The organism is Flavobacterium sp. 140616W15 (assembly GCF_003668995.1).
GTDB lineage: Bacteria > Bacteroidota > Bacteroidia > Flavobacteriales > Flavobacteriaceae > Flavobacterium.
Genome location: NZ_CP033068.1, coordinates 4,259,462 through 4,285,928 on the forward strand (window position 1 = coordinate 4,259,462; position 26,467 = coordinate 4,285,928).

At 31.6% G+C, this 26,467-nt stretch carries 18 protein-coding genes; 11 read left to right on the plus strand and 7 right to left on the minus strand.

The annotated features are described in order from the left end of the window. Positions 1–400 precede the first annotated feature (400 nt). Positions 401–5,947, plus strand: a complete 5,547-nt coding sequence (locus tag EAG11_RS18640; protein ID WP_129540496.1) for a T9SS sorting signal type C domain-containing protein — start codon at positions 401–403, stop codon at positions 5,945–5,947. A 113-nt stretch (positions 5,948–6,060) separates the two neighbouring features. Here EAG11_RS18640 and bioB read toward each other — a convergent pair whose 3' ends face one another. From bioB to EAG11_RS18655, 3 genes are all read right to left on the minus strand, one after another. Beyond that, the gene (bioB, locus tag EAG11_RS18645; protein WP_129540497.1) at positions 6,061–7,146 is read right to left on the minus strand and encodes a biotin synthase BioB; all 1,086 of its coding nucleotides are present in this window, start codon (positions 7,144–7,146) and stop codon (positions 6,061–6,063) included. A gap of 236 nt (positions 7,147–7,382) precedes the next feature. Further along, on the minus strand, positions 7,383–7,820 hold the full coding sequence (locus EAG11_RS18650; RefSeq protein ID WP_129540498.1) for a hypothetical protein: 438 nt from the start codon (positions 7,818–7,820) through the stop codon (positions 7,383–7,385). A 114-nt stretch (positions 7,821–7,934) separates the two neighbouring features. Further along, a complete protein-coding gene (locus EAG11_RS18655) occupies positions 7,935–8,864 on the minus strand; it encodes a bifunctional riboflavin kinase/FAD synthetase (RefSeq protein WP_129540499.1) in 930 nt (309 codons plus the stop codon). 185 nt (positions 8,865–9,049) lie between these two features. Here EAG11_RS18655 and EAG11_RS18660 point away from each other — a divergent pair, with 185 nt between their 5' ends. Then, entirely contained in the window at positions 9,050–11,719 is a 2,670-nt protein-coding gene (locus tag EAG11_RS18660) for a reprolysin-like metallopeptidase (protein ID WP_129540500.1), read from the plus strand. A gap of 22 nt (positions 11,720–11,741) precedes the next feature. Here EAG11_RS18660 and EAG11_RS18665 read toward each other — a convergent pair whose 3' ends face one another. Continuing rightward, positions 11,742–12,077, minus strand: a complete 336-nt coding sequence (locus EAG11_RS18665) for a helix-turn-helix domain-containing protein (protein ID WP_129540501.1) — start codon at positions 12,075–12,077, stop codon at positions 11,742–11,744. A gap of 205 nt (positions 12,078–12,282) precedes the next feature. On the opposite strand from EAG11_RS18665, the gene EAG11_RS21865 reads away from it, so the two are divergent. The 3 genes from EAG11_RS21865 (at position 12,283) to EAG11_RS18675 (ending at position 16,682) form a co-directional block, all read left to right on the plus strand. Beyond that, a complete protein-coding gene (locus EAG11_RS21865) occupies positions 12,283–12,459 on the plus strand; it encodes a hypothetical protein (RefSeq protein WP_164998735.1) in 177 nt (58 codons plus the stop codon). A 91-nt stretch (positions 12,460–12,550) separates the two neighbouring features. Further along, positions 12,551–15,532: a type 2 lanthipeptide synthetase LanM gene (gene lanM / locus EAG11_RS18670; RefSeq protein WP_164998736.1), complete on the plus strand. Its 2,982-nt coding sequence runs from the start codon at positions 12,551–12,553 to the stop codon at positions 15,530–15,532. After that, entirely contained in the window at positions 15,522–16,682 is a 1,161-nt protein-coding gene (locus EAG11_RS18675; RefSeq protein ID WP_129540503.1) for a hypothetical protein, read from the plus strand. Before lanM ends, EAG11_RS18675 begins: the two co-directional genes overlap by 11 nt. A 117-nt stretch (positions 16,683–16,799) precedes the next feature. On the opposite strand, the gene EAG11_RS18680 is transcribed toward EAG11_RS18675, so the two are convergent. Next, a complete protein-coding gene (locus EAG11_RS18680) occupies positions 16,800–17,420 on the minus strand; it encodes a ComF family protein (protein ID WP_129540504.1) in 621 nt (206 codons plus the stop codon). Positions 17,421–17,581: 161 nt separating this feature from the next. On the opposite strand from EAG11_RS18680, the gene EAG11_RS18685 reads away from it, so the two are divergent. From EAG11_RS18685 to EAG11_RS18705, 5 genes are all read left to right on the plus strand, one after another. Continuing rightward, positions 17,582–19,123, plus strand: coding sequence for a glycine--tRNA ligase (locus EAG11_RS18685; RefSeq protein ID WP_129540505.1), 1,542 nt, complete (start codon positions 17,582–17,584; stop codon positions 19,121–19,123). Between the two features lie 352 nt (positions 19,124–19,475). Beyond that, positions 19,476–20,291, plus strand: a complete 816-nt coding sequence (locus tag EAG11_RS18690; RefSeq protein WP_129540506.1) for a LytTR family DNA-binding domain-containing protein — start codon at positions 19,476–19,478, stop codon at positions 20,289–20,291. Between the two features lie 175 nt (positions 20,292–20,466). Continuing rightward, the gene (locus EAG11_RS18695) at positions 20,467–20,712 is read left to right on the plus strand and encodes a hypothetical protein (RefSeq protein WP_129540507.1); all 246 of its coding nucleotides are present in this window, start codon (positions 20,467–20,469) and stop codon (positions 20,710–20,712) included. 96 nt (positions 20,713–20,808) lie between these two features. After that, positions 20,809–22,866 carry an ATP-binding protein gene (locus tag EAG11_RS18700; RefSeq protein ID WP_371414609.1) on the plus strand — a complete coding sequence of 686 codons (2,058 nt, stop codon included), beginning with the start codon at positions 20,809–20,811 and terminating at the stop codon, positions 22,864–22,866. Continuing rightward, complete coding sequence (locus tag EAG11_RS18705) at positions 22,856–23,548, plus strand: response regulator (RefSeq protein WP_129540509.1); 693 nt, start codon at positions 22,856–22,858, stop codon at positions 23,546–23,548. The genes EAG11_RS18700 and EAG11_RS18705 overlap by 11 nt, the downstream gene beginning before the upstream one ends. Before the next feature lie 66 nt (positions 23,549–23,614). Here EAG11_RS18705 and thiL read toward each other — a convergent pair whose 3' ends face one another. Beyond that, positions 23,615–24,661: a thiamine-phosphate kinase gene (thiL, locus tag EAG11_RS18710; protein ID WP_129540510.1), complete on the minus strand. Its 1,047-nt coding sequence runs from the start codon at positions 24,659–24,661 to the stop codon at positions 23,615–23,617. Between the two features lie 197 nt (positions 24,662–24,858). Between thiL and EAG11_RS18715 the strand changes: the two genes are divergently transcribed. Beyond that, positions 24,859–25,338, plus strand: coding sequence for a DinB family protein (locus tag EAG11_RS18715; protein ID WP_129540511.1), 480 nt, complete (start codon positions 24,859–24,861; stop codon positions 25,336–25,338). Between the two features lie 36 nt (positions 25,339–25,374). On the opposite strand, the gene EAG11_RS18720 is transcribed toward EAG11_RS18715, so the two are convergent. After that, positions 25,375–26,346, minus strand: coding sequence for a YafY family protein (locus tag EAG11_RS18720; protein WP_129540512.1), 972 nt, complete (start codon positions 26,344–26,346; stop codon positions 25,375–25,377). Positions 26,347–26,467 lie beyond the last annotated feature (121 nt).

A 26,467-nucleotide genomic window follows, 5' to 3' on the forward strand; every position in this document is an offset into this window, starting at 1 on the left:
TTTAATTTTTTTCTGAAGCTAATTCTGGCTATTAAGCCTATTTTGGAATTAATCTTCTTAATAATGGTGTTGAAATACAATCTTGTAAGATATATACTGTAATGGCAAATGAATTTAATTGTAAGATATTAGTAATTAGTTTGTTAAATATTTATTAAGAATGTGGTTTTAGTCGTTGTAAAGCATGTCGATATGAATAAAATTAGAGCAGTTTTCGATTTTTTTTTATTAAATTTAGTAAGGCATTTTATAATTATCTTTAACTTAATGTTATTTTGATTCTTCTTAAGGGAAAAGGTTATAATACTAATTAATCCTCAATTAGTACTGTCGCTTTTTCAATACCACTCATAAATATTGCAAAGAATTAGTTGTCTTTTTATTATTAAAACCTACTATTATGAGACTAAAATTATCTTTTTTTTTCATTTTTATTTGTATTTATTCATGGTCCCAGACAACAAATACATTTTCGACAAGTGGTTCATTTACTGTTCCGGCAGGTTTGAACTTATTAACAGCAGAATGTTGGGGGGCCGGAGGATCTGGTTCTGGCACTAATACTAGTACTTCAGCAGGAGGTGGAGGTGGAGGTGGTTATAGTATAGCTTCTATTTCTGTGGCTCCTAATAGTTCAATTTCTTATGTGGTTGGTTTGGGGAGCTTAGGTTCTAACGAAATCGGAGTTAATGGTGCTGCATCTAGTTTTTCAACTGTATCTGCTAATGGTGGAGCTGGAGGAGGGAATTCAGGTGCTGGAGGTCTCGGAGGTGTTGGAACAACTTTTTCTGGTGGAAAAGGGGCTAATGGAAGTACTGTACTTGGATTGATATTTTCAGGTGGAGGTGGAGGTAGCGCAGGTACAGCTATAAAAGGGAATGATGCAGCTAGTGGTAATGGAGGGTTGGCTGTTGCTGGTGGTGGGGCTGGTGGAAATGGAGGAGCTGTAGTGGGTCCTGGAGCTAGTGGAAATATACCAGGTGGAGGAGGTGGAGGAGGTTTAGGTTTATTAGGTTTAATTACGAACAAAGGTGGAAATGGAGGGAATGGGCAGATAAGGATTACTTATACTTGTCCAACTTATAATGTTACAGGTACTGCAGCGGCAGATGTATGTGCTTCAACAGGTTCAACATCGACAGTAACATTGAGTTCAAGTATTATTACACAATTACCTGTAGGTAATTATGTAGTGACTTATAATAGAAGTAATCCTAGTGCTACAGGGTTAACTGCAAATATGACAGTTGGAACAGCAGGTACAGGAACTTTTACAGCAACAGGATTGACTGCTTTAGGCTCTAGTACTATAACAATTACTAATCTTTCTTCAGGAACTTGTTCATCTAATATAACGACTAATAATACGGCAACCGTAACAGTCTCACCTTTAGCAGTTGGAGGAATAGTTAATGGAGGTACTACCATTTGTTCTGGAAATTCAAGTGGTTTGCTAACATTGTCAGGGCAAACAGGATCAGTTCTAAAATGGCAATATGCTATCAGTCCATTTTCTTCATGGATAGATATAACGAATTCTACTTCAACAACTTATACTTCAGGAGCATTAGCAGCAACTACTGAGTTTAGAGCGATTGTTCAAAGTGGAACGTGTGCTACAGCTACTTCTGCAGTAACTACAGTAACGGTAAACGCTTTACCTACAATAACAGCATCACCGTCAGCTACAAATGTTTGTTTTAATACGAGTGCCCAAAATACGAGTTTAAGTTATAGTGCTACAACAGGCACACCCACTACATATAGTATAGTTTGGAATGCATCTCCTTCAAATAGTTTTGTAGCGATTAACAATGTAGCGTTACCAGCTTCTCCAATACCAATTGCAGTACCTGCTAATACTTCAGGTGGCACTTACACTGGTACATTGACAGTTAAAAATGCAAATGGATGTATTAGTTCTGGTACCCCTTTTACAGTAACTGTAAATCCTTTACCAACGATAACCTTATCAGCAGCTGCAGCAAATGTTTGTTTGAACGCAAGTGCTCAAAATACAACATTAACATATAGTGCTACAACAGGAACTCCAACTACGTATAGTATCGTTTGGAATGCTTCTCCGAGTAATAGTTTTACGGCAGTTACCAACGCTTCATTAACAGCTTCTCCAATAACAATTGCAGTGCCCGCCAACACCGCAGTTGGTACTTATACAGGAACATTAACAGTTACCAATGCAAATGGATGTATTAGTTCTGGTACCCCTTTTACAGTAACAGTAAATCCTTTACCAACAATAACGGCATCAGCATCGGCTACAAATGTTTGTTTTAATACGAGTGCTCAAAATACTAGTTTAAGCTATAGTGCTACTACAGGTGTACCAACTACATATAGCATTGTTTGGAATGCATCTCCTTCAAATAGTTTTGTAGCGATTAACAATGTAGCGTTACCAGCTTCTCCAATACCAATTGCAGTACCTGCTAATACTTCAGGTGGCACTTACACTGGTACATTGACAGTTAAAAATGCAAATGGTTGTATTAGTTCAGGTATACCTTTTACGGTAACGGTAAATCCTTTGCCAATAATAACAGCCTCAGCCTCAGCTACAAATGTTTGTTTTAATACGAGTGCTCAAAACACGAGTTTAAGTTATAGCGCTACTACAGGTGTACCAACTACATATAGTATTGTTTGGAATGCATCTCCTTCAAATAGTTTTGTAGCAGTTACAAACGCATCATTACCAGCTTCTCCCATAACAATTGCAGTGCCCGCCAACACTGCAGCAGGTACGTATACAGGTACATTGACAGTTGCCAATGCAAATGGTTGTATTAGTTCAGGTACACCTTTTACGGTAACGGTAAATCCTTTGCCAACAATAACAGTATCAGCCTCAGCTACAAATGTTTGTTTTAATACGAGTGCTCAAAACACGAGTTTAAGTTATAGCGCTACTACAGGTGTACCAACTACATATAGTATTGTTTGGAATACATCTCCTTCAAATAGTTTTGTAGGAGTTACAAACGCATCATTACCAGCTTCTCCCATAACAATTGCAGTGCCTGCCAACACAGCAGTTGGTACTTATATAGGAACATTAACAGTTAAAAATGCAAATGGTTGTATTAGTTCAGGTATACCTTTTACGGTAACGGTAAATCCTTTGCCAACAATAACAATAACAGTATCAGCCTCAGCTACAAATGTTTGTTTTAATACGAGTGCTCAAAACACGAGTTTAAGTTATAGCGCTACTACAGGTGTACCAACTACATATAGTATTGTTTGGAATGCATCTCCTTCAAATAGTTTTGTAGCAGTTACAAACGCATCATTACCAGCTTCTCCCATAACAATTGCAGTGCCTGCCAACACAGCAGTTGGTACTTATATAGGAACATTAACAGTTAAAAATGCAAATGGTTGTATTAGTTCAGGTATACCTTTTACGGTAACGGTAAATCCTTTGCCAACAATAACAGTATCAGCCTCAGCTACAAATGTTTGTTTTAATACGAGTGCTCAAAACACGAGTTTAAGTTATAGCGCTACTACAGGTGTACCAACTACATATAGTATTGTTTGGAATGCATCTCCTTCAAATAGTTTTGTAGCAGTTACAAACGCATCATTACCAGCTTCTCCCATAACAATTGCAGTGCCCGCCAACACAGCAGTTGGTACTTATACAGGAACATTAAAAGTTGCCAATGCAAATGGTTGTATTAGTTCAGGTACAACCTTTACAATTACAATTAATACTTCACCTACAATTACTACAACAGGAGTTTTGGAAGGAATTTGTTCAACTTCAAGTTCGCAAAATACAACATTAGCATACAGTGCAACCGCAGGAACTCCTACAGGATATAGCATTGATTGGGACGCTTCTGCGAATGCAAATTTATTAGCAGATCAACTTAATACATCTTTTACTTTTTCACCAACTGGAGGAAATATAAATACAATAGTAATCCCTGCAAATACTATTGGAGGGACTTATTCGGGGATAATGACAATTACGAATGGTAATTGTAATAGCGTGCAAGCAGTGTCTATAACTATTAATTCAACAATACCTCCTGTAATCGGGTTGGTCACATCTTTAACTTGTACAGTTCCTTTTGGAAGTGTTGCTTTAAGTAGTCTGCCTTCAGGTAATTGGTCAATAGTAACTAATCCAGTTACAGTTACCACAACTGGCTCTGGATCAAGCACTGTTATTACAAATCTTGCGCCCAATACATATACTTTTACAGTAAGTAATTTAGTTACAGGTTGTACATCTATGGCTTCAGCTACTGCTACAGTCGGAGATTTAGTGACCAATTATTGGGATGGTTCGAATTGGGCAAACAGTACCCCTAATATAAATCAGAATATTGTTTTTGAAGGAAATTATGATTCTCAAGCAGGAAGTGCAGGTGATTTAAATGGATGTTCATGCCAGGTAAATTCGGGTGTTAAGGTTACCTTCAATTCAGGAGCGACATTGTCTATCGTAAAAGCAGTTAATGTTAGTACAGCAGTAGGTACTAGTTTAACTTTTATGAATAACGCAAGTTTGCTTCAAACGGACAATGTTTCTAATTCGGGTAATATTATTTATAACCGTACATCGACTGCAATGAATGCACTTGATTATAGCTATTGGTCCTCTCCAGTATCTGGACAAAAATTTAATTCACTATCGCCAAATTCAGATCCTCAGAAGTTGTATTCATATAATAGTGGTTGGATATCTGAGGCACCTACCAATACGATGAAAATAGGTAAAGGGTACATTATTCGAGTACCAAGAGTTGGTACATGGCCAAATGGTGAGGTGGTTAGTTATCCCTATTCACAATCAGTTTCGTTTGTAGGTACTCCAAATAATGGAAATATTACAGGAGAAGCAATTACAGTATTAGACGACTCTTATTTAATTGGAAATCCATACCCTTCGGCAATTGATGCGAAAGCTTTTCTAACAGCAAACGAACTTGTTTTAGAAGGAACGCTATATTTTTGGACACATAATACTCCTATTGCTTATGATGGAGCTTTTGAAAAAATTTATACTGCAAATGATTATGCTGTTTACAATTTTACAGGAGGAACAGCAACATCAGCGGCATTGAATCCGGGAGTTAATAACGCTGTTCCGTTAGGTTTAATAGCTTCTGGGCAGTCTTTTTTTGCTTATAGTGTAGCTTCAAGTGGTGCTATTGTTTTTAATAATGATATGAGGGTCGTGGGAAATAATGCTCAGTTTTTTAGATCTTCTAAAGAAACCAAAGAAACAGCTGTTAAAGAAGTTCGCTTGTGGTTGAATTTAAAAAACACGAATGGTTTTTTTAAACAAGTTCTTATTGGATATATTGACGGAGCAACCAACGAATTTGAAAATAAATTTGACGGAACTAAATTTGATGTAGAACAAATGGCAGACTTGTATAGTATAATTTCAGATAGAAAATTAACAATTCAAGGACGTGCGTTGCCTTTTGATGTAACAGACAAAGTCGTGTTGGGATATAGTTCGGAAATAATAGGCAATTATACTATTGCAATTGATCATTCTGATGGATTGTTAGCAAATCAAGACGTTTACTTAGAGGACAAGACATTAGGTATAATACATAATTTGACAGAGACAGGTTATACTTTTGCAACGGAAATAGGGACTTTTGATGAGAGATTTACATTATTTTATTCAAATAAAACATTGGGTACAGATGGATTTGATAGTTCAAAAAAATCCATTTCGGTAGTTGTCGATAATCAAGAAATTAAAGTAAATGGATTTGATCAAATTATAGATAAGATTTTTGTTTATGATATATCAGGTAAATTAATTTATAAGAAAGAAAAAGTAGAAAACTCTAAATTGATTATAGAAAATTTAAAATCGAGTAATCAGATTTTGTTAGTAAAAGTTGTTCTTGATGACAATCGTACAGAAACCAAGAAAGTATTTTTTTAGTAGTATAAAATTTTATTTCAAGAGCATTTGGCGAAAAATAAATGGTTTTCTGTAATGAAAAATCCCCATCAAATTTTAATTTGATGGGGATTTTATATGTCGTCTAATTATGATTATTTAGATTTACCTGAAGCTTCTAAGTTTCTTTCGATAGCATGTCCAGGTCTAGACCATTTTGGTTTTTCACCAAGTGGTGCGTATTGAGAATCCTCTGCTTCTACAGTTTCAGGTTGAGAAATTTTAGTAAAAGGTTTTTGAGGAATCAATCCTAATAGGTCAAACATTTTCATGTCTTCGTGTACATCAGGATTTGGCGTGGTAAGTAATTTATCACCTGCAAAGATTGAATTAGCTCCAGCAAAAAAGCACATTGCCTGTCCTTCGCGACTCATATTAGTTCTTCCAGCCGATAAACGTACTTGAGTTTCTGGCATAATGATTCTAGTTGTAGCAACCATACGAATCATTTCCCAAATTTCAACTGGTTTCTCTTCTTCCATTGGAGTTCCTTCTACAGCAACTAGTGCATTAATTGGCACTGATTCTGGTTGAGGATTTAAAGTAGAAAGAGCAACTAGCATTCCAGCACGATCTTCGATACTTTCTCCCATACCAATAATTCCTCCACTACAAACTGTAACATTGGTTTTACGAACATTCTCGATAGTTTGTAAACGATCTTCGAAACCACGAGTCGAAATAACCTCTTTATAATATTCTTCAGATGTATCTAAGTTATGATTGTAAGCATATAAACCTGCTTCAGCCAAACGTTGTGCTTGGTTTTCAGTTATCATACCAAGAGTACAACATACTTCCATGTCTAATTTGTTAATGGTACGAACCATTTCTAGAACTTGGTCAAATTCAGGGCCGTCTTTTACGTTTCTCCAAGCAGCTCCCATACATACACGAGATGAACCACCAGATTTTGCACGCAAAGCTTGAGCTTTTACTTGGCTAACCGACATTAAGTCATTTCCTTCTACTCCAGTATGATAACGTGCAGCTTGAGGGCAATAACCACAATCTTCTGGACAACCACCAGTTTTAATAGATAGCAAAGTAGATACCTGAACTACATTTGGATCATGATTTACTCTGTGAATTGATGCTGCTTCATAAAGCAAATCCATCATTGGTTTATTATATATAGCGATAATCTCGTCTTTCGTCCAATTGTGTTTTGTACTGTTCATCTATGCGATTTTTTGATGCTCCAAAAGTAGTTAAATTGTTCTAATGAATCAATGTACTATTCCGTAAAATAAATTTCAGTATTTAAAATTCAGTGTGTTAAAAGTTTTTGTAATTATATTTTAAGACATGGATTTTAGATGCATGTTAGCAATTAAATCTCAAAAACAATAATTTATTCTTCTGAAATCTATCTATTTATTGAGAATTTTTTTTAGACAGTTACAAAAAAAAAAGATCAATCTGCTGCATATTTGTTATTCCAATATAGCATTAATAACATGGTTACAACCACCGAAGAAGCAATACCTTCAAATAATAAACAAATGCAATAAGTGGGTACAGAGGGATTGCCACCGAACATGAAAGTAGCAGATAAGGTTTTTACGTAAGCATCTCCACCTTTCGCATAACTGTAAATAAGTAATCCAAGGATACTGAGGCAAACACCAATTACTGATGTTGTCATAGCCGAAATGGCATTAGAAACAGCATTGTTTTCTCCTTCAGCAAGATTCATCTTAATAGTTCTGTTTACTCCATAAACTACAAAAGCTACGTTAAGTGCGCGTAAGTAAAGTATATGAGCAAGACCTAAAACATTCATTAATAAAAAATAAACACCAATGCCAAGGAATATGAGAATTCCGTTGTACAATTCTTTTGAAAGTTTCATAACGATAATTTTTAAGAAGTTAGTACTATTTAATTGATATACAGTGATATGATTATCAAATTTACTAAAAAAAATGCTACGTTGTCATTATGAATACAACAAAAAAATATTGGGTTATAATTTATTTATAAAATCTAAAGTTGTTTTTTTATCGTCTTCTAATTGTTCTTTTAAAAGAGTTACAGAACCGAATTTCTGTTCTTCACGAATATATTGTAATAATGAAACGGCAATTTCTAAATCGTAAATATCTTGATTAAAATCTAAGAAATGAATTTCAATAGATTGAGATTGACCGCCTACAGTTGGGTTAAGGCCAATATTCATCATCCCATAAACTTCTTTTTCATTAATTGTAGATTTTACAATATAAACTCCATTTTTAGGAATTAACTTGTATTCCTCTTCAATTTTAAGATTAGCTGTTGGAAAGCCAATGGTTCTGCCTAATTGTTTTCCTTTTACAACAGTACCAGTCAAGAAATACTCATAATCTAAATATTCATTAGCCAAATTCATGTCGCCTTCGGTTAATGCTTTTCTTATTTTTGTAGAACTTACAGATACATCTTTTATCTCTTGTGCTGAAATTTGCTCTACTTCAAAGCCATATTGCTCACCAAAGGCTATTAGATCATTAATGTCAGCAGTTCTGTTTCTTCCAAAACGATGGTCGTGACCGATGATTATTTTCTGGATATGAAATTGATCTACTAAAATTGAACTTACAAACTCTTCGGCAGTTAATCTTGAAAAGCTTTCGTTAAAAGGGTGAATTACAAGATTTTCTATTCCTGTTTTCTCTAGTAAGTTTGTTTTCTCAGCAATAGTATTCAGTAACTTTATTTCTGATTTCTCTTGTAAAACCATTCTTGGATGAGGAAAAAAAGTAAGAACTAAACTCTCATATTTTCCGTCTTGGGTATTTTGAGTAATCTTTTCAAGTATTTTTTTATGGCCGATATGAACACCATCAAAGGTGCCAAGAGTTAATATTGTTTTCTTGGTAGATCGAAAATCGTTTATAGAATGAAAGAGCTTCAAAGCAAATAGTTTAAGATGTTGCAAATTTATACTATCTATTTTAAATCTAATAGTAAGGGGAATTGAATTTTTGTACTGATTTAGTAAAAATGCCTCTTATTTGACGGTTTTATGTTATTACTTGACGATTAAATAATTTTATTATCTTTAATTGGATTAATTTTGAGCTATTAATATTTCTCAACATGAAAAAAACTATACTTCTTTTGTTAATTGCACTTTGTTCAGTTCAAATTCAGGCACAAAGTAATGAAATGTGGGAAAAAGTTAGTCAAAGTTCAACTACAGAGAGGGGGAATTTGAATTCTCAAGATAGAGAAAAGATTATTTATAAGTTGAATGAAGCTTTTTTAAAAGAAAAACTTTCAGGTACATTGCTTAAAGCAGATAAGAAAAATACAGTCGAAATTACTATTCCTAATATAGATGGAGTTTTTGAAAAATATACCGTTTGGGAATCTTCTAATTTTGATGCCCAATTGCAGGCTAAATACCCAGATATTAGAGCTTATGAAGGAATAAGTAGTAAAGATAAAAAAGAAAGAATACACTTTAGTGTTTCGCCAGCAGGAATTCAAACAATGGTTTTAAGAGCAGATAATGCATCTGAATTTATTGAGTCAGTCGATGCAAATACTGATGAATATATTTTGTTTACTGCCAAAAATAGAGGAAAAGGAAGTTTACCATTAACATGTAATACAAAAGAGGTAGCGCTAAATCAAGATTTAAAAGATAAAACAGCTAAAATAACAGCTAATAATAAAGTATTTAAAACATTGCGATTGGCATTGTCTTGTACAGGTGAATATGCTGCCTTTTATGGTGGTACACAACAAAGTGCATTAGAAGGAATGAATGCTACAATGACGAGAGTTAATGGAGTCTTTAATAAAGATCTGTCTCTAAAATTAATTCTAATTGCAAATAATGACATTCTTATATATACAAATGCTACTACAGATCCTTATTCAGACGCTTCAGTAGGAGTTAAAGGTGCATGGAAGCAAGAGCTTCAGACTAATTTAACGAATAGTATTGGCGAAAACACTTATGATATAGGTCATTTATTTGGTGCATCAGGAGGTGGAGGTGACGCTGGATGCATAGGTTGTGTTTGTGTAGATTCGATGAAAGGAAGGGGTTTTACTTCTCCAGCAGATAGAAAACCACAAGGAGATAATTTTGATATTGATTTTGTGGCACACGAAATGGGCCACCAATTGGGAGCAAACCATACCTATTCATACGATATTGAACGCACTGGTGTAAATGTAGAACCTGGGAGCGGTACTACAATTATGGGATATGCAGGGGTAATAGAAGCAGAAGAGTTTAATATTCAAGATCATTCAGATGACTATTTTGCTTATGCTAGTATTTTACAGATTCAGAATAACTTAGCTAGAAAATCATGCCCAGTAAGTACACCATTAATAAACAACCCACCTACGATTGATGCAGGGGCTGATTATACAATTCCATTTAGTACGGCTTTTGTACTAAAAGGAACTGGATCAAATAGCAATGGGGGTACAATTACCTATTGTTGGGAACAAAATGATTCTGCGACATCATCATCAGGAGGTTTTAGTGTTGCCAAGCCTGATAAATCAGATGGACCTTTGTTCAGGTCTTTTTCTCCTGTAAGTACGCCTATTCGATATATGCCAAGTTTAGACATCGTTCTTTCAGGAAATTTAAGAAGTACTTGGGAGTCAGTTCCGTCAATTGGCAGAACATTGCATTTTACATTAACAGGTCGCGATAATGGGGCTTCAGGGACAGCACAAACAAATACAGACGAAATGATTGTTAATGTAAATGGTAACGTAGGTCCATTTGTAGTAACATCTCAAAATACAGATAATACCGCTTGGCTACATGGAACGAGTCAGATAATTACTTGGGATGTGGCTAAAACCAATACTTTGGCAGGTTCTACAAATGTAAATGTAAAACTCTCTACAGATGGAGGTTTGACATTTCCGATTGTCTTAATAGCAAATACACCAAATGATGGCTCTCAAACGATTACTGTTCCAGTAGATATAACAGCTACAAATTGCAGAATTTTAATAGAGCCTACGGATAATATTTATTATGCAGTAAATAGTAAATCATTTGCAATTGGATATAGAGTTGAATCTTCATGTGTTTCATATCCTGTTAATGCTGGATTTGCAATTCCTAATGCAGCATCATATACAACAAGAACAATAACTGTTCCTGGAGATTTAGGAACTATTTCGGATGTAAATGTTTCTGTAGGATTAACACACGCAAGATTTTCAGATGTCGAAATGCAATTAGTAAATCCTCAAGGAACAATAGTACGATTATTTAATAAAAATTGTACAGATGGAGCAGGAAGTTTAGTGCTAAAATATGATGATATAGGAGAGGTTTTAAATTGCTCGAAAACAACTTTACAAGCAATAACACCAACAGATTTATTAAGTGGCTTTAATAGTCAAGATCCACAAGGAACTTGGACATTAAAAGTTAGAGATGCATATGTAGAGAGAGATGGTAAACTAGATTCTGCTTCGATTGAAATTTGTACAAAAAAATATACTTTACAAACAGAAGTTATTGTTGAAATAAAAGAGTTTACAGTTTCGCCTAATCCTAATAAAGGAGATTTTGATATTGCTTTTAGAAGTGAATCAAATGAAGGAGTTAGGGTTTTTATTTATAATAGTTTAGGAAAAGAAGTATATAAGAATACATTTGAAAGTATGGCAAACTTTAAGCAAAACATTCAGTTGAAAAATCAAGTAGCTCCAGGAGTTTATTTTCTAGCTGTTTATGAAGGGGATAGAAAAATGGTAAAAAAGGTTGTTTTCGAATAGAAACAACTAATAATCTGGATCTTCACTTTATTTCTACTAATTTACGTAAAAATATAATTTCATCTTTTAAAGTTTTAATATGCTCTTTGTCAGCTTGAGAGATATTATCAACATAAGCTTGTGGGGTTTCGCTATTTTGTTGGGTTATTGCATTTTCTACTTTTTCATTTATTAATTCTGAAACTGTAGTCTTTAATATATTTGCAATACTAATTATTCGAGTTATACTAATTCGATCATCTTTTTTTTCTAATCTAGCATATGAAGGTTGTGTTATACCTAATTCTGTAGCTATATTATCTTGAGAAAGCCCTCTTTGCTCTCGTATTTTTCTAATTCTAGTACCAACTTTATTCATTTTTTGTATAATTATACTCACGAATTTAATAAAAATAAAGGAAAAATACGTACAATTAAGTATTTATTGTATTACACTTGTTAAAAATTATATTACTTCTAATAATTTACATATAAAATCAAGTGCACTGGTTGGCAGTCTATTTTAAGAAGTTTTGTAGTTTTTATGAGTAAAACAGATTTATTAATCATTTAATAGTAAAAAGATGTCATTAAAAGAAAAATTAAAATTAGCTGATTTTGAAAGTAAGTATGAGAAACTTTCGGATAAAAAACTTTCTAAAATTTTTGGAGGAGGTTCTTGTAAAACGGGATCAAGCTCTAGTTGCCATAGTACAGCAGTTTGTAATTGTAAAACACCACCGAAGAAGAAATTAGAATAAATTATTTTTTTAAGCAGAGGTATTATAATCATTATACTTCTGCTTTTTAATTTTATTAATGTTTTTTAAAATTGTTTATCAAAAAGAGATTATGTTTAAATTTAATTTAGATGAGTGTGTCGACATAAGTTCTATTGAGGCCGATTATTTTTATGCCATATATCAAATAAATGAATTCATAGATATTGAACTGTCAAAAAGAATATTAAAATTAGAATTTTGTATAGAAAGTAAAATTGATTTTAAAACAAGTATTCTAAATCAAACAATTCTTTTCCTTAAAGATAATTTTTTATCTTTTGTTTTAGTTCATGAATATGAAATAGCTAAAAAAGGAAGTGTTCTGATTGGAATCACTGAAGAAGATATTTTTAAAGATTTTATTTTATTAACCGCAAGTCAAGAATGGTTAGAATATTTTTTTGAAAAGTATCCAATAATTCAATCAAGAATAGAAAAATTTGTAAATCAGGCAATTGATTATTTTGATTATTTTTTTACTAAAATTGTTAATGATTATTCTCGTTTCGATTTACATTTTGGAATAAAGGGTAAGATAAGGGATGTAAAATTATTCTTAGGTGATTTACATAACGGTAACAAGTATGTTTTTCGAATTGATTTTTTAACAAAAGCATCTTTATTTTTTAAACCAAGAAATTTTTTAAATGAATCTTTTTTTGGAAAAGTAGTTGATTTTTACAATCAATTAGATACAGTCGATTTTATACTTCCAAAATCATTATCAACAAATGATTATTGTTGGGTAAGCCAACTTGAGTACAAAAATAATTTTGTGACAAACCAAGAGATAGATGAGTTTTATATTAATCAGGGAAAGTTACTCTTTATCTTCCACTTATTAGGAACTGTTGATATTATTCCAGATAATTTAATTATATCTAATAATAAACCTGGATACTTTGATTTGGAATGTTTAATTGCAAGGCCCAAATACTTAGTAAAAGAAAGTGTTATCTATATGTTTGAGGAAAGTGTTATGAAAATTGGGATGTTGCCTGATTGGATGATGAATAATAATTTTGAAAGGGATGTTTTATCTTCTACGTTTTTTGAACTTAATAATCAAAGAATAAAGTCTAAAGCTTGGAAGAAAAAGGAGTCAAATTTTGAATATGTAGACTCTTTCGAATCTTTTTCAAGAGAAGAAGACAAACATTTGCCAAAAATAAATAACAAGTACATTGAATTAAATGAAGACTTACTTAAAAATGTATTAAATGGTTTTACAAGTTTTTATAATTTGACAATTAAAAATAAGGCATTACTAAAAGATTTTTTTTTAACAAATTCAAATTTTTCCAATCATAAGTTTCGAATTCTTTTTCATCCTACCTCAATATATTCATTATTGTATAGGGAGATAAATATTCCTGAAAATTTACAAAATTCAACAGTCATTGATTCTGTTATTGAGACTCTTGTTGGAATTACCAAAACAGATAATTACTTTGTTGAAGATAAGGAATTAATTCAATCTATTAAAAATCAAATATATAATCTTGATATCCCCTATTATTGGACTGATTCAAATGGAATTTTATATGATGGTAATAATGAAATTATTACTAATGATTGGGAGTTTAATCCTATGGAATTTATTATTGATCGATTAGAAATTTTAAATAATTCTAATTTAAAATTTCAATTACAAATAATTCAGAAATCCTGTGATTTTGCATTGGAAATGAAAGGATTATATACTGGTAAAGGTAGTTTTTTAAATGCAGAAGATGCTATCTTTTTTAATGAAAACAATAGTAATAAAATTGATGCTGTAAAATTAAAATTATTAAATTCAGCTATAAAAATTGGAGACACCCTAAATAATACTCTTTTTGAAATAGATAACAAAATTAATTGGATTTCTAAAGTTAGAGACCCAGCAGATGGTAGATATGGTGTTTTACCACTTAATTATGATTTATATGATGGACAATCTGGTGTTGGATTGTTTTATCTGTATTTATATAAGTATGCTAAAAAAACTATTTATAAGGAAAATGCTCTAAAGATATATAATCAAATAGACGGTGCTACAATTTCTATGATTAAAAGTGGATATTATGATAATGTCTCTGAAGATTATTTAAATAATTTTTCAATTTCTCCCTATTCACACCCTATGAGTTTCGTTTATTTAAGCATTCATGTGAAAGAGGTGTTAGGAGAGAAATATATTCATTGGTCTACTATAGATTTAATTTTTGATCAAATTAAATTAATCTTACCACAAGTAAAAAATTGTGACTATCTTCTAGGTTTGTCAGGATTAGTAGATTTTTTATTGAATATGAAGAAAGAAATTACAATAGAAAAATTAATAACCAAAATTGATGATATTGTTAGGATTTGTTTAATTATTATTTCAGAAGAGGCACATGTAAAATCAGATTATGCATCGTGGGTCTTTTATGATGCTGGAACAGAGGATAAAAACAAACTAGGAGGTTTCTCACATGGAACTGCAGGTATATCTTATGTTCTTTTTAAATCAATGTTTTTTATAGAAGATGAAAGTATAAAAAGTATTGCAAATCAGGCATTAAATTTCGACAGGAGTTTTTATGATGAAAAAATTAATGGTTGGCTAGATCGTAGAGATTTGGGTGAAACTTTTGATTCGACTGCTTGGTGTCATGGTTCTGGGGGTGTAGGATTAGGACGGTTATTGACAAAGCAATTCTATAATGATGACATCCTTAGTAAAGAAATTAATATTGCAAAGAACAATCTCGTTAAAAATGGGTTTTTAGGAAATCAATGTATTTGTCATGGTGATTTTGGTAATCTTGAAATTTTAAAAGGGTTGAGTAATAAACATGAAAATGACAGTTTTATTTGGGACTATTTAGATAAATTATGTGATGATTTTAGTCTAAATAAAAAATTTAATTGTGGCGATGGTGGGCAAATAGAATTGTTAGGATTGTTTATGGGTTATAGTGGCTTTGGATATCAAATGTTGCGATTTTATGATTGGAAAAATACCCCAAGTGTGTTATGTTTAGAAACTCCAAATACTTTAAATTATGAATTGCATGAAAAATAGCATTAGAATACTACTATTGTTTTTAAGTTTACAGTCTTTTTCTCAAAAAATTGAGACTACAATTGGTGCTGGAATTGACATGAAAAATGAAGATATTAATACTGTTTTCAATTTATGGAAAAATTATTTGTCATCAAATCCAGATTCGATTTATGATAATCCCAATTGGAATAATTTCGAAAAAATGAAATATAAAAGTTATGATTTGCTAAAATCAGAAGGTTTTTTAAGCCCCTCTCTTTATGCTTTACAACCCTTAAATACGGTATTGTACATTAATGAATACGGCAATGATTATTTGATTCACTCGATGTATTACTGGATTAATGAGGACAATACTTTTAATCCCTTAGCAATAACAAATGTGGTTGCTAAAAAAGAAAATGGGATTTTTAAATTATATAATTATTTACCTTTTTATACAAATGGATGGAAAAGCAAACAAGTTGGAATGATTAATTATTATTATCATAACGACTATATTTTTGATAATGAGGAGGCACAAAAAGCAGATAAACTTTTAAATAAATTAAATAATTTATTTGATTTAGATTTTAAAAAAAATCTGACCTATTACATAGCTAGAGATTGTGATGAAATACACAAAATGAAGGGCTATGAATATATTGTTTCGATGGGAAGGACTCCAAGTATATGTAGGTTTTATGATACCCATAATAGTATTGTATATTCAAACTCAAAGGTTGGGGAGTATGATACGCATGAATTAATTCATGTTATTAATGCGAAATACATAAATGCACATTATCTACTGTTATCAGGATTGGCAGTGTACACAAAAGACACGCATGCTCATTTAGGAAAAACTTTTTTACATTATATTGATAGAATCCAAAAATATATAAATGCAAATCCAAAAATTGATTTGGCTAATTTTGAAGAATTACCTCAAATTGAGGAAATTGATACCTATTATTTTGTAGGAGCACTAATTGTAGATAGTATTTTAGAAAAAGGAGGGATAGAATTGCTTAAAGAGGCTCTTAACAGTGGGGTTGAGGATAATGATTTGTTATTATTTTTAGAAAATAGAGTAGGTCTAAACAAACAAAAATTAGACTCTTTCTTGAAAAATAAATTTATAAAAGCAAGCCAGAATAAAAACTTTACTTTTCGTATTGGTTATTAACATTAACTCCATTAATTTCTATCATTGGAAAATTTATTTAACGTTTAATAAAGACAGTGATTTATTGATTAATATGTAGTTGCAAAAAGGTTGTTTTCGGATAGTAGTAAATGCAGTTTAAGAATGCGCCATTGCCATACAAACGATACTAATTTTTATACCAGGAATTTTCTGCAATGCGCGAGAACAAGCTTCTAGAGTAGCTCCTGTTGTAATTACATCATCAATAAGCAGAAAATGTTTGTTGTGTTCGTTGTCTGTAAAGCAAACGTCAAATATTTCTGAAAGTCCTTCGGATCTTCCCAAAAGATTTTTTTTAGATTGAGTTTTAGAATATCTGGTTCTAATTAAAATAGAGTCATTATAATCTATGTTTAAACCTTCTGAAAGAGCAAGCCCAAAAGTAGTTACTTGATTGTAGCCTCTTTCGTTGAATTTTTTTCGATGTAACGGAACAGGTATTATTACATCAAAAGGTGTAGCTAGTTTTAATTCTTTTAAATCTTCAACATGCCATTGTCCAAGTAGGGTACCTATATTTTGATGCCCTTTGTATTTTAAATTATGAATGAGTTCCTGTACAATCCCCTTTTTATTGAAATAAAGAAAAGCAGAAACATGTTCGACTTCAATTTTTCCATAAAATTTTTTAGAAGCTTCATTTTTTGGATTTAAATAATATTGAGTCAAAGGCATTTCATGTCTGCAAATCGTGCAAATAATAATTTCATTTGCCATTAAAAAAGAGTGGCATCCAGCACACGCTTTTGGAAAAAACAGGTTAATAATGTAATTAAACACAAATAGAAAGAATTTAGTTACAAAAATAAAGAAATTCAAGTCTCAATCTTTGTAATTTTTCTTTTTTTTACAAGTACTTTTTATATTTTTGCATTACTATGGCAAAACAAGACGATTTATTTAAGAATGTAGTTTCGCACGCAAAAGAGTACGGATTTATTTTTCCGTCAAGCGAAATATACGATGGTTTAAGTGCAGTATATGATTATGCGCAAAACGGAGTAGAATTAAAGAAAAATATCCGTGAATATTGGTGGAAATCAATGGTTCAGATGAACGAAAATATTGTAGGTTTAGATGCTGCAATATTAATGCATCCAACAACTTGGAAAGCTTCAGGCCACGTTGATGCCTTTAATGATCCATTAATCGATAATAAAGATTCTAAAAAAAGATATAGAGCTGATGTTCTAGTAGAAGATTATGCTGAAAAACTAAATCTAAAAGCTAAAAAAGAAATTGAAAAAGCGAGTGCTCGTTTTGGAGATGCATTCAATGAGCAGGAATTTGTAACTACAAATGCCAGAGTAATTGAATATTTAGCAAAAGAAAAAGAAATTAGAGAACGTCTGGGACGCTCTTTAGGTAATGGAGATTTAGAAGATGTTAAAGCTTTAATCGAAGAACTAGAAATTGCAGATCCAGAAACTGGATCTAGAAACTGGACAGATGTAAAGCAATTCAATTTAATGTTTGGTACTAAATTAGGAGCATCTGCAGAATCTGCAATGGATTTATATTTACGCCCAGAAACAGCTCAAGGTATTTTTGTGAATTTCTTGAATGTACAAAAATCAGGACGAATGAAAGTTCCTTTTGGTATTGCACAAACAGGGAAAGCGTTTAGAAATGAAATCGTTGCAAGACAATTTATTTTCCGTATGCGTGAGTTTGAACAAATGGAAATGCAATTTTTTGTACGTCCAGGAGAAGAAATGCAATGGTACGAACACTGGAAAACAACACGTTTAAACTGGCATTTGTCTTTAGGATTAGGAAAAGAAAATTACCGTTTTCACGATCACGAAAAATTAGCGCATTATGCTAATGCTGCTGCCGATATCGAGTTTAATTTTCCTTTTGGATTCAAAGAATTAGAAGGAATTCATTCTCGAACTGATTTTGATTTGAAAGCACATGAACAATTTTCTGGTAGAAAATTACAATATTTTGATGCTGAATTGAATCAAAATTATGTTCCTTATGTTGTAGAAACTTCAGTAGGACTAGATAGAATGTTCTTGGCAGTTTTTGCTACTTCGTTAAAAGAAGAAACATTAGAAGATGGTTCAACAAGAACAGTATTAAAATTACCAGCAGTTCTAGCGCCAACTAAAGCAGCCGTTTTACCATTGGTAAAAAAAGATGGATTGCCTGAAATCTCCAAAAAAATAATTGAAGATTTAAAATGGGATTTCAATGTTTCTTATGATGAAAAAGATGCAGTAGGAAGACGTTATAGAAGACAAGATGCTTTGGGAACTCCTTTCTGTATTACTGTAGATCATCAAACTATCGAAGATCAAACAGTAACCATTCGTCATAGAGATACGATGAAACAAGATCGTGTTGCTATAGCCGATTTGAGATCGATTATAGAAGACGAAGTATCAATGAAAAACTGGTTGATGAAAATGTAATAATAATGCACAATATTTTGTGTGTTAATTAGTTAAATAGAAAAAAGCTTCTCATATGAGAAGCTTTTTTTGTTTGTAAAAGGTTGTTTTTCTAATATATAAAATAGGAATAATAAATTTAGAGAGACTTTATTTTATGTATTTCATCGGATATATTTGCACTTTATCCTTATGTGTTAACATTTGTTTAAAATGTATCAACAATAAAATGTTTAAAAAAGGGAAAATATGTAATTTTAATCTCTTAATGAAAACTAAAAATAAGATTCTTTTTTTAGCCTTATATAAGAGAATAAATTTAAGAGTCATCATTTCGTTTATTATTAAATAATACCACTAACAAACAAACACATTGAAAAATTATTTATACATTATTATTGATGATAGTCAAGAAAGTGTTTTGAGAACCAAGGAAGTAGCCGATAGTTTTTCAGAACTAATTTTTGTTGCTAGTGCAAATACATATAAGCAAGGATTGAATTTAGTTTTAGAACATAATCCGAATCTAATATTTCTTGAAATTGATCCCGATGATAAGACAAGTAATCTATCATTAGTATTTATTAATGAATTATATCATTATTTAAAAATTATTCCTAAAATTATAATTACGACAACTAAAAAAGAATTTGCATTTGATGCAATTAAGTATGGAGTAATGGATTATTTGCTAAAGCCTATAAAACGTGCAGATTTGCTTAAAACTATGTTGAAATTAGACCTGCCTAATCATGAGGTAAATTTGATTAGTAATGAAACCGTTCCAAATTATAAAGGAGCTCTCCAGGCAGATGCAATAGGACTACAAAAAAATAATCAAGGGTTAGTACTATGTGTTAAATCATATGGAGATTATCGTTATATACAAGCAAAAGATATTACCTATATCCAAGCAGATAATAATTCGACGGATATTTATTTAAATACAGGTGAAATGATAACAGCTTTTAAAACTTTGAAATATTTTGAAGCAATTTTATTACACCCATTTATACGCATTCACAACAGTTATATTATTAACAGAAACCATATTGCGAGAATACATACTGGGAACTCAGTGTGTTACATAAAACACTCTACAAAAAAGCTTCCGTTTTCGAAGACTTATAAAAGAAATGTAGAGATAATAATTACCGAATTTGCTAATGGGAACTATATAGAAGTCTAAAAACTAAGTATTTACACGTATTTGACCTACGTACGCTATCATTTGGTGTCATTCCACCATATATGGCTTTTTATTGGATTGAAAAGGGAACAACAGTACTAATTTTACATCATGATTTAGCAATAAGCGGTCATTAAAAATGTAAAAAAACACTAACAATAAAAAATCCCAAATCATGAAAAAGTCATTCACAACAATCGCATTATTTTCTTTAGTATTAGTAGCAACTTCTTTTACTACACCAGAAAACATTATTTCATCAGAAACAGTAAGTAGTTTGAAAAATCCAATAGATGGCGGTGTTTCAGTTGGAGGAGGAAGAAAACAAGATATATTTGCAGCACAAGTAGCGTCAACAGCTAATTACAGACAACCTATAGACGGTGGTGTTTCAGTTGGAGGAGGAAGAAAACAAGACTAAAATAAAAACACATATTTTGTATTAAGGCTGTCAATTTTTTGGCAGCCTTTTTTTGTATGGATAGTTTTACTATTTTTGATGAAACTCAAAAAAATATTGAAAAATAACTACTCTATATTATTGTTATTATTTGTTGTCTTGTTTGGGTGTACCAATAAAAACAGGAAAAACAATAGCCTGCATTCTTCTATAGATAGTCTACCAGTATATTTATCATTGGCGAACGATGTTAATTTGCCATTTAAGGACAAACAAGACTATAATAAAAAAGCATTTACCATAATTATAAATCAAAAGGATGACTCGCTTAATAAAGTAAATTTATTTAAAGTAGCTAATCGGTATTATAATATGAGTGATTGGCCTTCATATGAAGAGGTGTCAAAATTAATTTTGGAACGATCAAAAAATAGCTATGATTCAATTCATATGGCTAAAGCGTATACTTACTTAGGAGATTACTATAGTCTAAGAGCGGTTCCGGATAGTGCTTTTATGAACTATTTTAAGGCGGAGAAAGTATATCTTCGTACTGATGATAAATATAATCTGGCGAAAACCTTTTTAAGTAAAGCAAATTTACAATTTAGCGTAGGAGATCTTTTCGAAAGCGAAATAACAGTTTTTAAAGCTTTACGGATTTTAAAACAGCAAAAAAATGTAAGTAACTTATTATATGATTCGTATAATCTTTTAGGAGTAATATATAATGAACAAGAAGAATTTAATAAAGCGTTAGAATTTCATAATAAGGCTTTAGGTACTCTTGGCGATAAATCTATTGCTTCAGATCTTCAGTTAAAAGCAACTTCACTAAACAACATTGGTTTTGTTTATTTAAGCACATACAATTATAAACAAGCAAAAGAATCTTTTAGAAAAGGGTTAGAACAAAAGAACTTATTTAAAGAAAAAACGACCTTGTATGCCATGTTGTTAGATAATTTTGCTTATTCTAGATTTAAATTAAAAGAATCTGAAGGGCTTCCAGAACAGTTTTATAAGGCTTTAAAGATAAGGGATAGTTTAAATTTAACTTCGGGAATAATACTTAACAAAATGCATCTGTCAGAGTATTATTCATATAAAAAAGACACTTTAAAAGCAATACATTATTCTGAAGAAGCGCTTGGCTTGTCTAGAAAATCTAATAGACTTAGGAATATTTTAGAGGCTCTAAAGCAAATCGCTGTTGTTGATCCTAAAAAAGCTTCGGCTTATTCAAAAGAATATATTCAGATTAATGAAAAATTGCAAAAGGAAGAAAGAAAGATGGGAGAGAAATTTTCCCGAATAGAATATGAAACAAATGAAATAAAAGATGAAAATACGAGTTTAAATATTCAAAATAGAACACTGATGTATGTTTTTAGTATCTGTGGTTTGCTAGGGGTCTTTTTTTATGCTTATTTGACACAAAAATCCAAAAATAGAGAACTGCTTTTTAAACAACAGCAGCAGGTCGCTAATGAAGATATTTATAATTTAATGATTTCACAACAAAATGCAATTGAGACAATTAGGATAAAAGAAAAGAAAAAGGTTGCTCAAGATTTACATGATGGAATTTTGGGTAGAATGTTCGGAGTCAGAATTAGTTTAGATAGTTTGGATAAAATAGATGATGCAACAGCACCTGTAAAGCGTAAAAAATATTTATCAGATTTGAGAGAGATCGAACAAGATATTCGTGAAATTTCACATGATTTGAACAAAGAGAAATCAGAATTGATTAATAATTTTGCTGTTATTGTTAACAAATTATTGGAGAATCAAAAAGGTACTTTTGACTCAAAATTGATTACAAATATCGATTCGAGTATTAGGTGGGATTTGGTTAGTAACTCTATTAAAATAAATTTATACAGAATTATTCAAGAAGCATTGCAAAATTGTAACAAGTATGCACATGCAAAAACAATAAAAATAGAGCTTAAAAATGAAGTTAATTACTTGTCTTTATTAATAGCTGACGATGGAGTAGGGTTTAATGTCAAGAGAACTAAAAAAGGAATTGGTTTGCAAAATATTTTTTATCGTACCAAAGAATGTAATGGAACTATTGATATTAAATCTAATAAAGTAGAAGGAACCAATATAGTAATTAAAATACCGATTGATCAAAAAATAAACCTACAGAATAATGACAATTGATAAAGCCCCAGAAGAAATAATTAAGAACAATATACTAATAGTAGATGATCACCCTTTTATAATTGAAGGGTATAAAAATGCAATTACAAGATACAAACCTAAAGAGTATGATTTTTTAATCACTCAGGCCAAAGATTGTAAGTCAGGATATGATAGTATTATAGATTCTAAAATAGCAGATTTTGATATTGCATTTTTAGACATAAGTATGCCAGCTTATGAAGAAAAGGAAATATATTCGGGAGAAGATTTGGCAAAGCTTATTATGGAACACATGCCCCATTGTAAAATAATATTGCTGACAATGTATACCGAATTGCTAAAAATAAAAACCATTATTAGAACGATAAAACCTAAAGGGTTAATTATAAAAAATGATTTAACATTTGATGAATTGCTTTTTGCTTTTGATAATGTTATGAAAGATAAAACCTATTATAGTCAGTCGGTTATCGAAATGTTAAAAGAATCCCCAAAAGATTCGATAGAAATAGATCAGCTAGATGAGCAGATTCTTTTTCATTTGTCAAAAGGAACCAAGATAGATGAAATTCCGCATTATATTCCGATCTCTTTAAAAGCAACAGTAAAGAGGATAGAAAATTTGAAAGGACTGCTAAACGTAAATGAAGGAACAAATGATGATTTGGTAAAAGAAGCAAGGAACAAAGAACTTTTATAAAAAGACTATTTTAATAAAAACAAAAAAGACATCAATAGATGTCTTTTTTGTTTTTGAATATGAGGGTTATTCGCTTAAAGCGTCCCATCCACGAGCTTTTAAAGCAATTTTTGTATTAGCACGAGTTACTAAGTGAATCCCTTCGCTTTCTTGCGTCATATGACCAATAATTGAGAAGTTTGGATTTGCTTTTATTTTTTCGAAATCTTCCATAGCAATAGTAAAAAGCAATTCATAATCTTCTCCGCCATTTATTGCTACTGTGGTGCTATCGATATTAAACTCTTCACAAACACTAATGAATTGAGGATCTAGAGGTAATTTGTCTTCGTATAAATTACAACCTACTTTAGATTGCTTGCATAAATGAATAATCTCAGAAGATAATCCATCAGAAATGTCAATCATAGAAGTTGGTTTAATCTCAAGAGCGTGTAATAAAGTACGAATGTCTTTACGAGCTTCAGGTTTTAATTGGCGCTCAATTAAATAAGTATAAGCATCTAAATCGGGTTGAGAATTAGGGTTTACCTGAAAAACTTGTTTCTCTCTTTCTAAAACTTGTAATCCCATATAGGCAGCTCCAATGTCGCCAGTAACAACCAATAAATCGGTTTGTTTGGCGCCATCTCTATACACAATTTCATTCTCATCGGCTTCACCAATAGCTGTAATGCTAATAATCAGCCCTTTTTGAGATGAGGTAGTATCACCACCAATTACATCTACATTATATTCTTTGGCAGCATGTGTAATACCTGCAAATAACTCTTCTAGGGCTTCTAAAGGAAAACGATTAGAAACTGCTACAGAAACAGTTATTTGTGTTGGCTTGGCATTCATAGCGCAAATGTCAGAGATGTTTACTACGACAGCTTTGTAGCCTAAATGCTTTAAAGGCATATAAGCCAAATCAAAATGCACGCCCTCGATTAATAAATCGGTAGAAACAACTACTTTTTTATCTTTAAAATCTAATACGGCTGCATCATCACCGATACTTTTTAAAGTAGATTCCTGAGTAACATCAAAGTTTCGTGTTAAGTGCTCAATTAGTCCAAATTCGCCTAATTGTGCTATGCTGGTACGTTGTGGGTTTTTATCTTCAATCATTTTTTCTAAGTTCCAAAGTTTATTGAGGGGCAAAGGTACAAAGGTTTTTTTTATAAATAAGTTTCTGACTCTAAAGACACCAGACAGCTTTTTTTGAGTAATAATTAAAATAATTAATAACTTTATTTTACTACTGACAAACTGTTGTCACCAGCTCAATTTACTTTTGAAGTAATAAAAAATCAAACTTTAAAATTATGAAAACACTAGTAGCACAAGTTATTACTCCAGAAGATTTATTAAAACATTGGCAAGGACATCGCGCATTAACACGTCATGTTATAGAAGCGTTCCCGGAAAAAGATTTTTTTGAATTTTCTATCGGAGGGATGCGTACTTTTTCAAAAATAGCAGATGAGCTTTTGGCTATTGCGGCACCAGCTCTAAAAAGTATCGTAGAAAGAGAGAGTCAGCCTTTTAAAGAAGGAGAAGAAAAATTGATTTTTAAGGCACAATATCTTGAAAAATGGGATGAATCTACAGAAGAGATTAATCAATATTGGGAAAAATTAACGATAGAAGACTTTAATGAAACTTTTAATTTGTTTGGACAATATGAATTTCCGATTATTCAGAATATCTTGTATTTTATAGATAATGAAGTACATCATCGTGGACAAGGTTATGTTTATTTGAGAGCCTTGGGTATTGAACCTCCATTTTTCTGGGAAAGATAAAATGATTAAAACTCCTAAAATAAGATGAAACTTGTTTTAGGAGTTTTTTTCTAGAAGTCTGTTTTTGTTTTTATCTAACAATTCTAAAACCCGAAGTTTTAATCGCTCAGGTTCAATTATCGTAGCATAATCACCAAACATTAAAAACCAACGAGGGAAACCTTCTTCAATGTCGCGTGACATAAAAGTCATTTCAATTTGGTGCTCTACTTCTCTTTCAGAAATAAAACCATGGTATTTTAGCTCATATGATAAATATCGAGCTATTTTTTTTTCGACAAGAATACGCACTTTGGTAGTCGAGATAGTTTCATTCTTGTTCAAATAAGTCTCTAGAGAATCATGTTCTAATGTAAAGAGTTTATCTGTTTTTTTTATCGCATGTATGCGATCGGCTCGAAATTGTCTGTAATCGCTACGTAAATGACAATATCCTATAACGTACCAATTGTTATTATCATGAAAAACGCCAACTGACTCTATGTTTCTCTCAATAATTTCATCTGAATTTAATGCTTTATAGGAAAGGATAATTTGTTTTTTCTCGGCAATACTTTCAAATAGAACTGCTAAAGTATTTGGAGATTTATCATTAAAAAGCTTTTCGGCAGATTGCATTAAAACGTTTGATTCAATTGTAGAAACCCAATCCTTATCGTCGCTATTGAGCACTGCTTTTAATTTATACATGGCCGAAGCATAATGGTTTCCCAATGCAGTGTCAGTGAATTTTTGCATCAATTTTTCGGCAGCGATAAAACTGCTTGCTTCTTCTTTAGTAAACATTACAGGAGGTAAGCGGTATCCTTCCATCAAAGCATAACCAACTCCGGCTTCACTGTAGATAGGAACTCCAGAAGCTTCAAGAGTGCGAATATCGCGATAAATAGTTCGCAAACTGCAGTCAAAACGATTGGCCAATTCCTGCGCTTTTACAATTTTTTTAGATTGCAATTGGATAAGAATAGCCACAATTCGGTCAAATCGTTTGGGAGTTTCGTCGAGCATTTTTTTCTTTTAAGGTACTAAGGTTTTGAGAAGCTAAGTTACTAAGGTTTTTGAAATTCGTAGCGACAGAAAACAAAAAACCCGACAACTTTAGTCATCGGGTTCAATCTATATTCTATTC

Excerpts from the sequence above, each read along its gene's own strand:
- EAG11_RS18695 (WP_129540507.1), top strand. The coding sequence starts at position 20,467 with ATGAAAAAGTCATTCACAACAATCGCATTATTTTCTTTAGTATTAGTA.
- EAG11_RS18685 (WP_129540505.1), top strand. The coding sequence starts at position 17,582 with ATGGCAAAACAAGACGATTTATTTAAGAATGTAGTTTCGCACGCAAAA.
- EAG11_RS18715 (WP_129540511.1), top strand. The coding sequence starts at position 24,859 with ATGAAAACACTAGTAGCACAAGTTATTACTCCAGAAGATTTATTAAAA.
- EAG11_RS18675 (WP_129540503.1), top strand. The coding sequence starts at position 15,522 with ATGAAAAATAGCATTAGAATACTACTATTGTTTTTAAGTTTACAGTCT.
- bioB (WP_129540497.1), bottom strand. The coding sequence starts at position 7,146 with ATGAACAGTACAAAACACAATTGGACGAAAGACGAGATTATCGCTATA.
- EAG11_RS18660 (WP_129540500.1), top strand. The coding sequence starts at position 9,050 with ATGAAAAAAACTATACTTCTTTTGTTAATTGCACTTTGTTCAGTTCAA.
- thiL (WP_129540510.1), bottom strand. The coding sequence starts at position 24,661 with ATGATTGAAGATAAAAACCCACAACGTACCAGCATAGCACAATTAGGC.
- lanM (WP_164998736.1), top strand. The coding sequence starts at position 12,551 with ATGTTTAAATTTAATTTAGATGAGTGTGTCGACATAAGTTCTATTGAG.
- EAG11_RS18665 (WP_129540501.1), bottom strand. The coding sequence starts at position 12,077 with ATGAATAAAGTTGGTACTAGAATTAGAAAAATACGAGAGCAAAGAGGG.
- EAG11_RS18650 (WP_129540498.1), bottom strand. The coding sequence starts at position 7,820 with ATGAAACTTTCAAAAGAATTGTACAACGGAATTCTCATATTCCTTGGC.
- EAG11_RS21865 (WP_164998735.1), top strand. The coding sequence starts at position 12,283 with ATGTCATTAAAAGAAAAATTAAAATTAGCTGATTTTGAAAGTAAGTAT.
- EAG11_RS18640 (WP_129540496.1), top strand. The coding sequence starts at position 401 with ATGAGACTAAAATTATCTTTTTTTTTCATTTTTATTTGTATTTATTCA.
- EAG11_RS18720 (WP_129540512.1), bottom strand. The coding sequence starts at position 26,346 with ATGCTCGACGAAACTCCCAAACGATTTGACCGAATTGTGGCTATTCTT.
- EAG11_RS18705 (WP_129540509.1), top strand. The coding sequence starts at position 22,856 with ATGACAATTGATAAAGCCCCAGAAGAAATAATTAAGAACAATATACTA.
- EAG11_RS18680 (WP_129540504.1), bottom strand. The coding sequence starts at position 17,420 with ATGGCAAATGAAATTATTATTTGCACGATTTGCAGACATGAAATGCCT.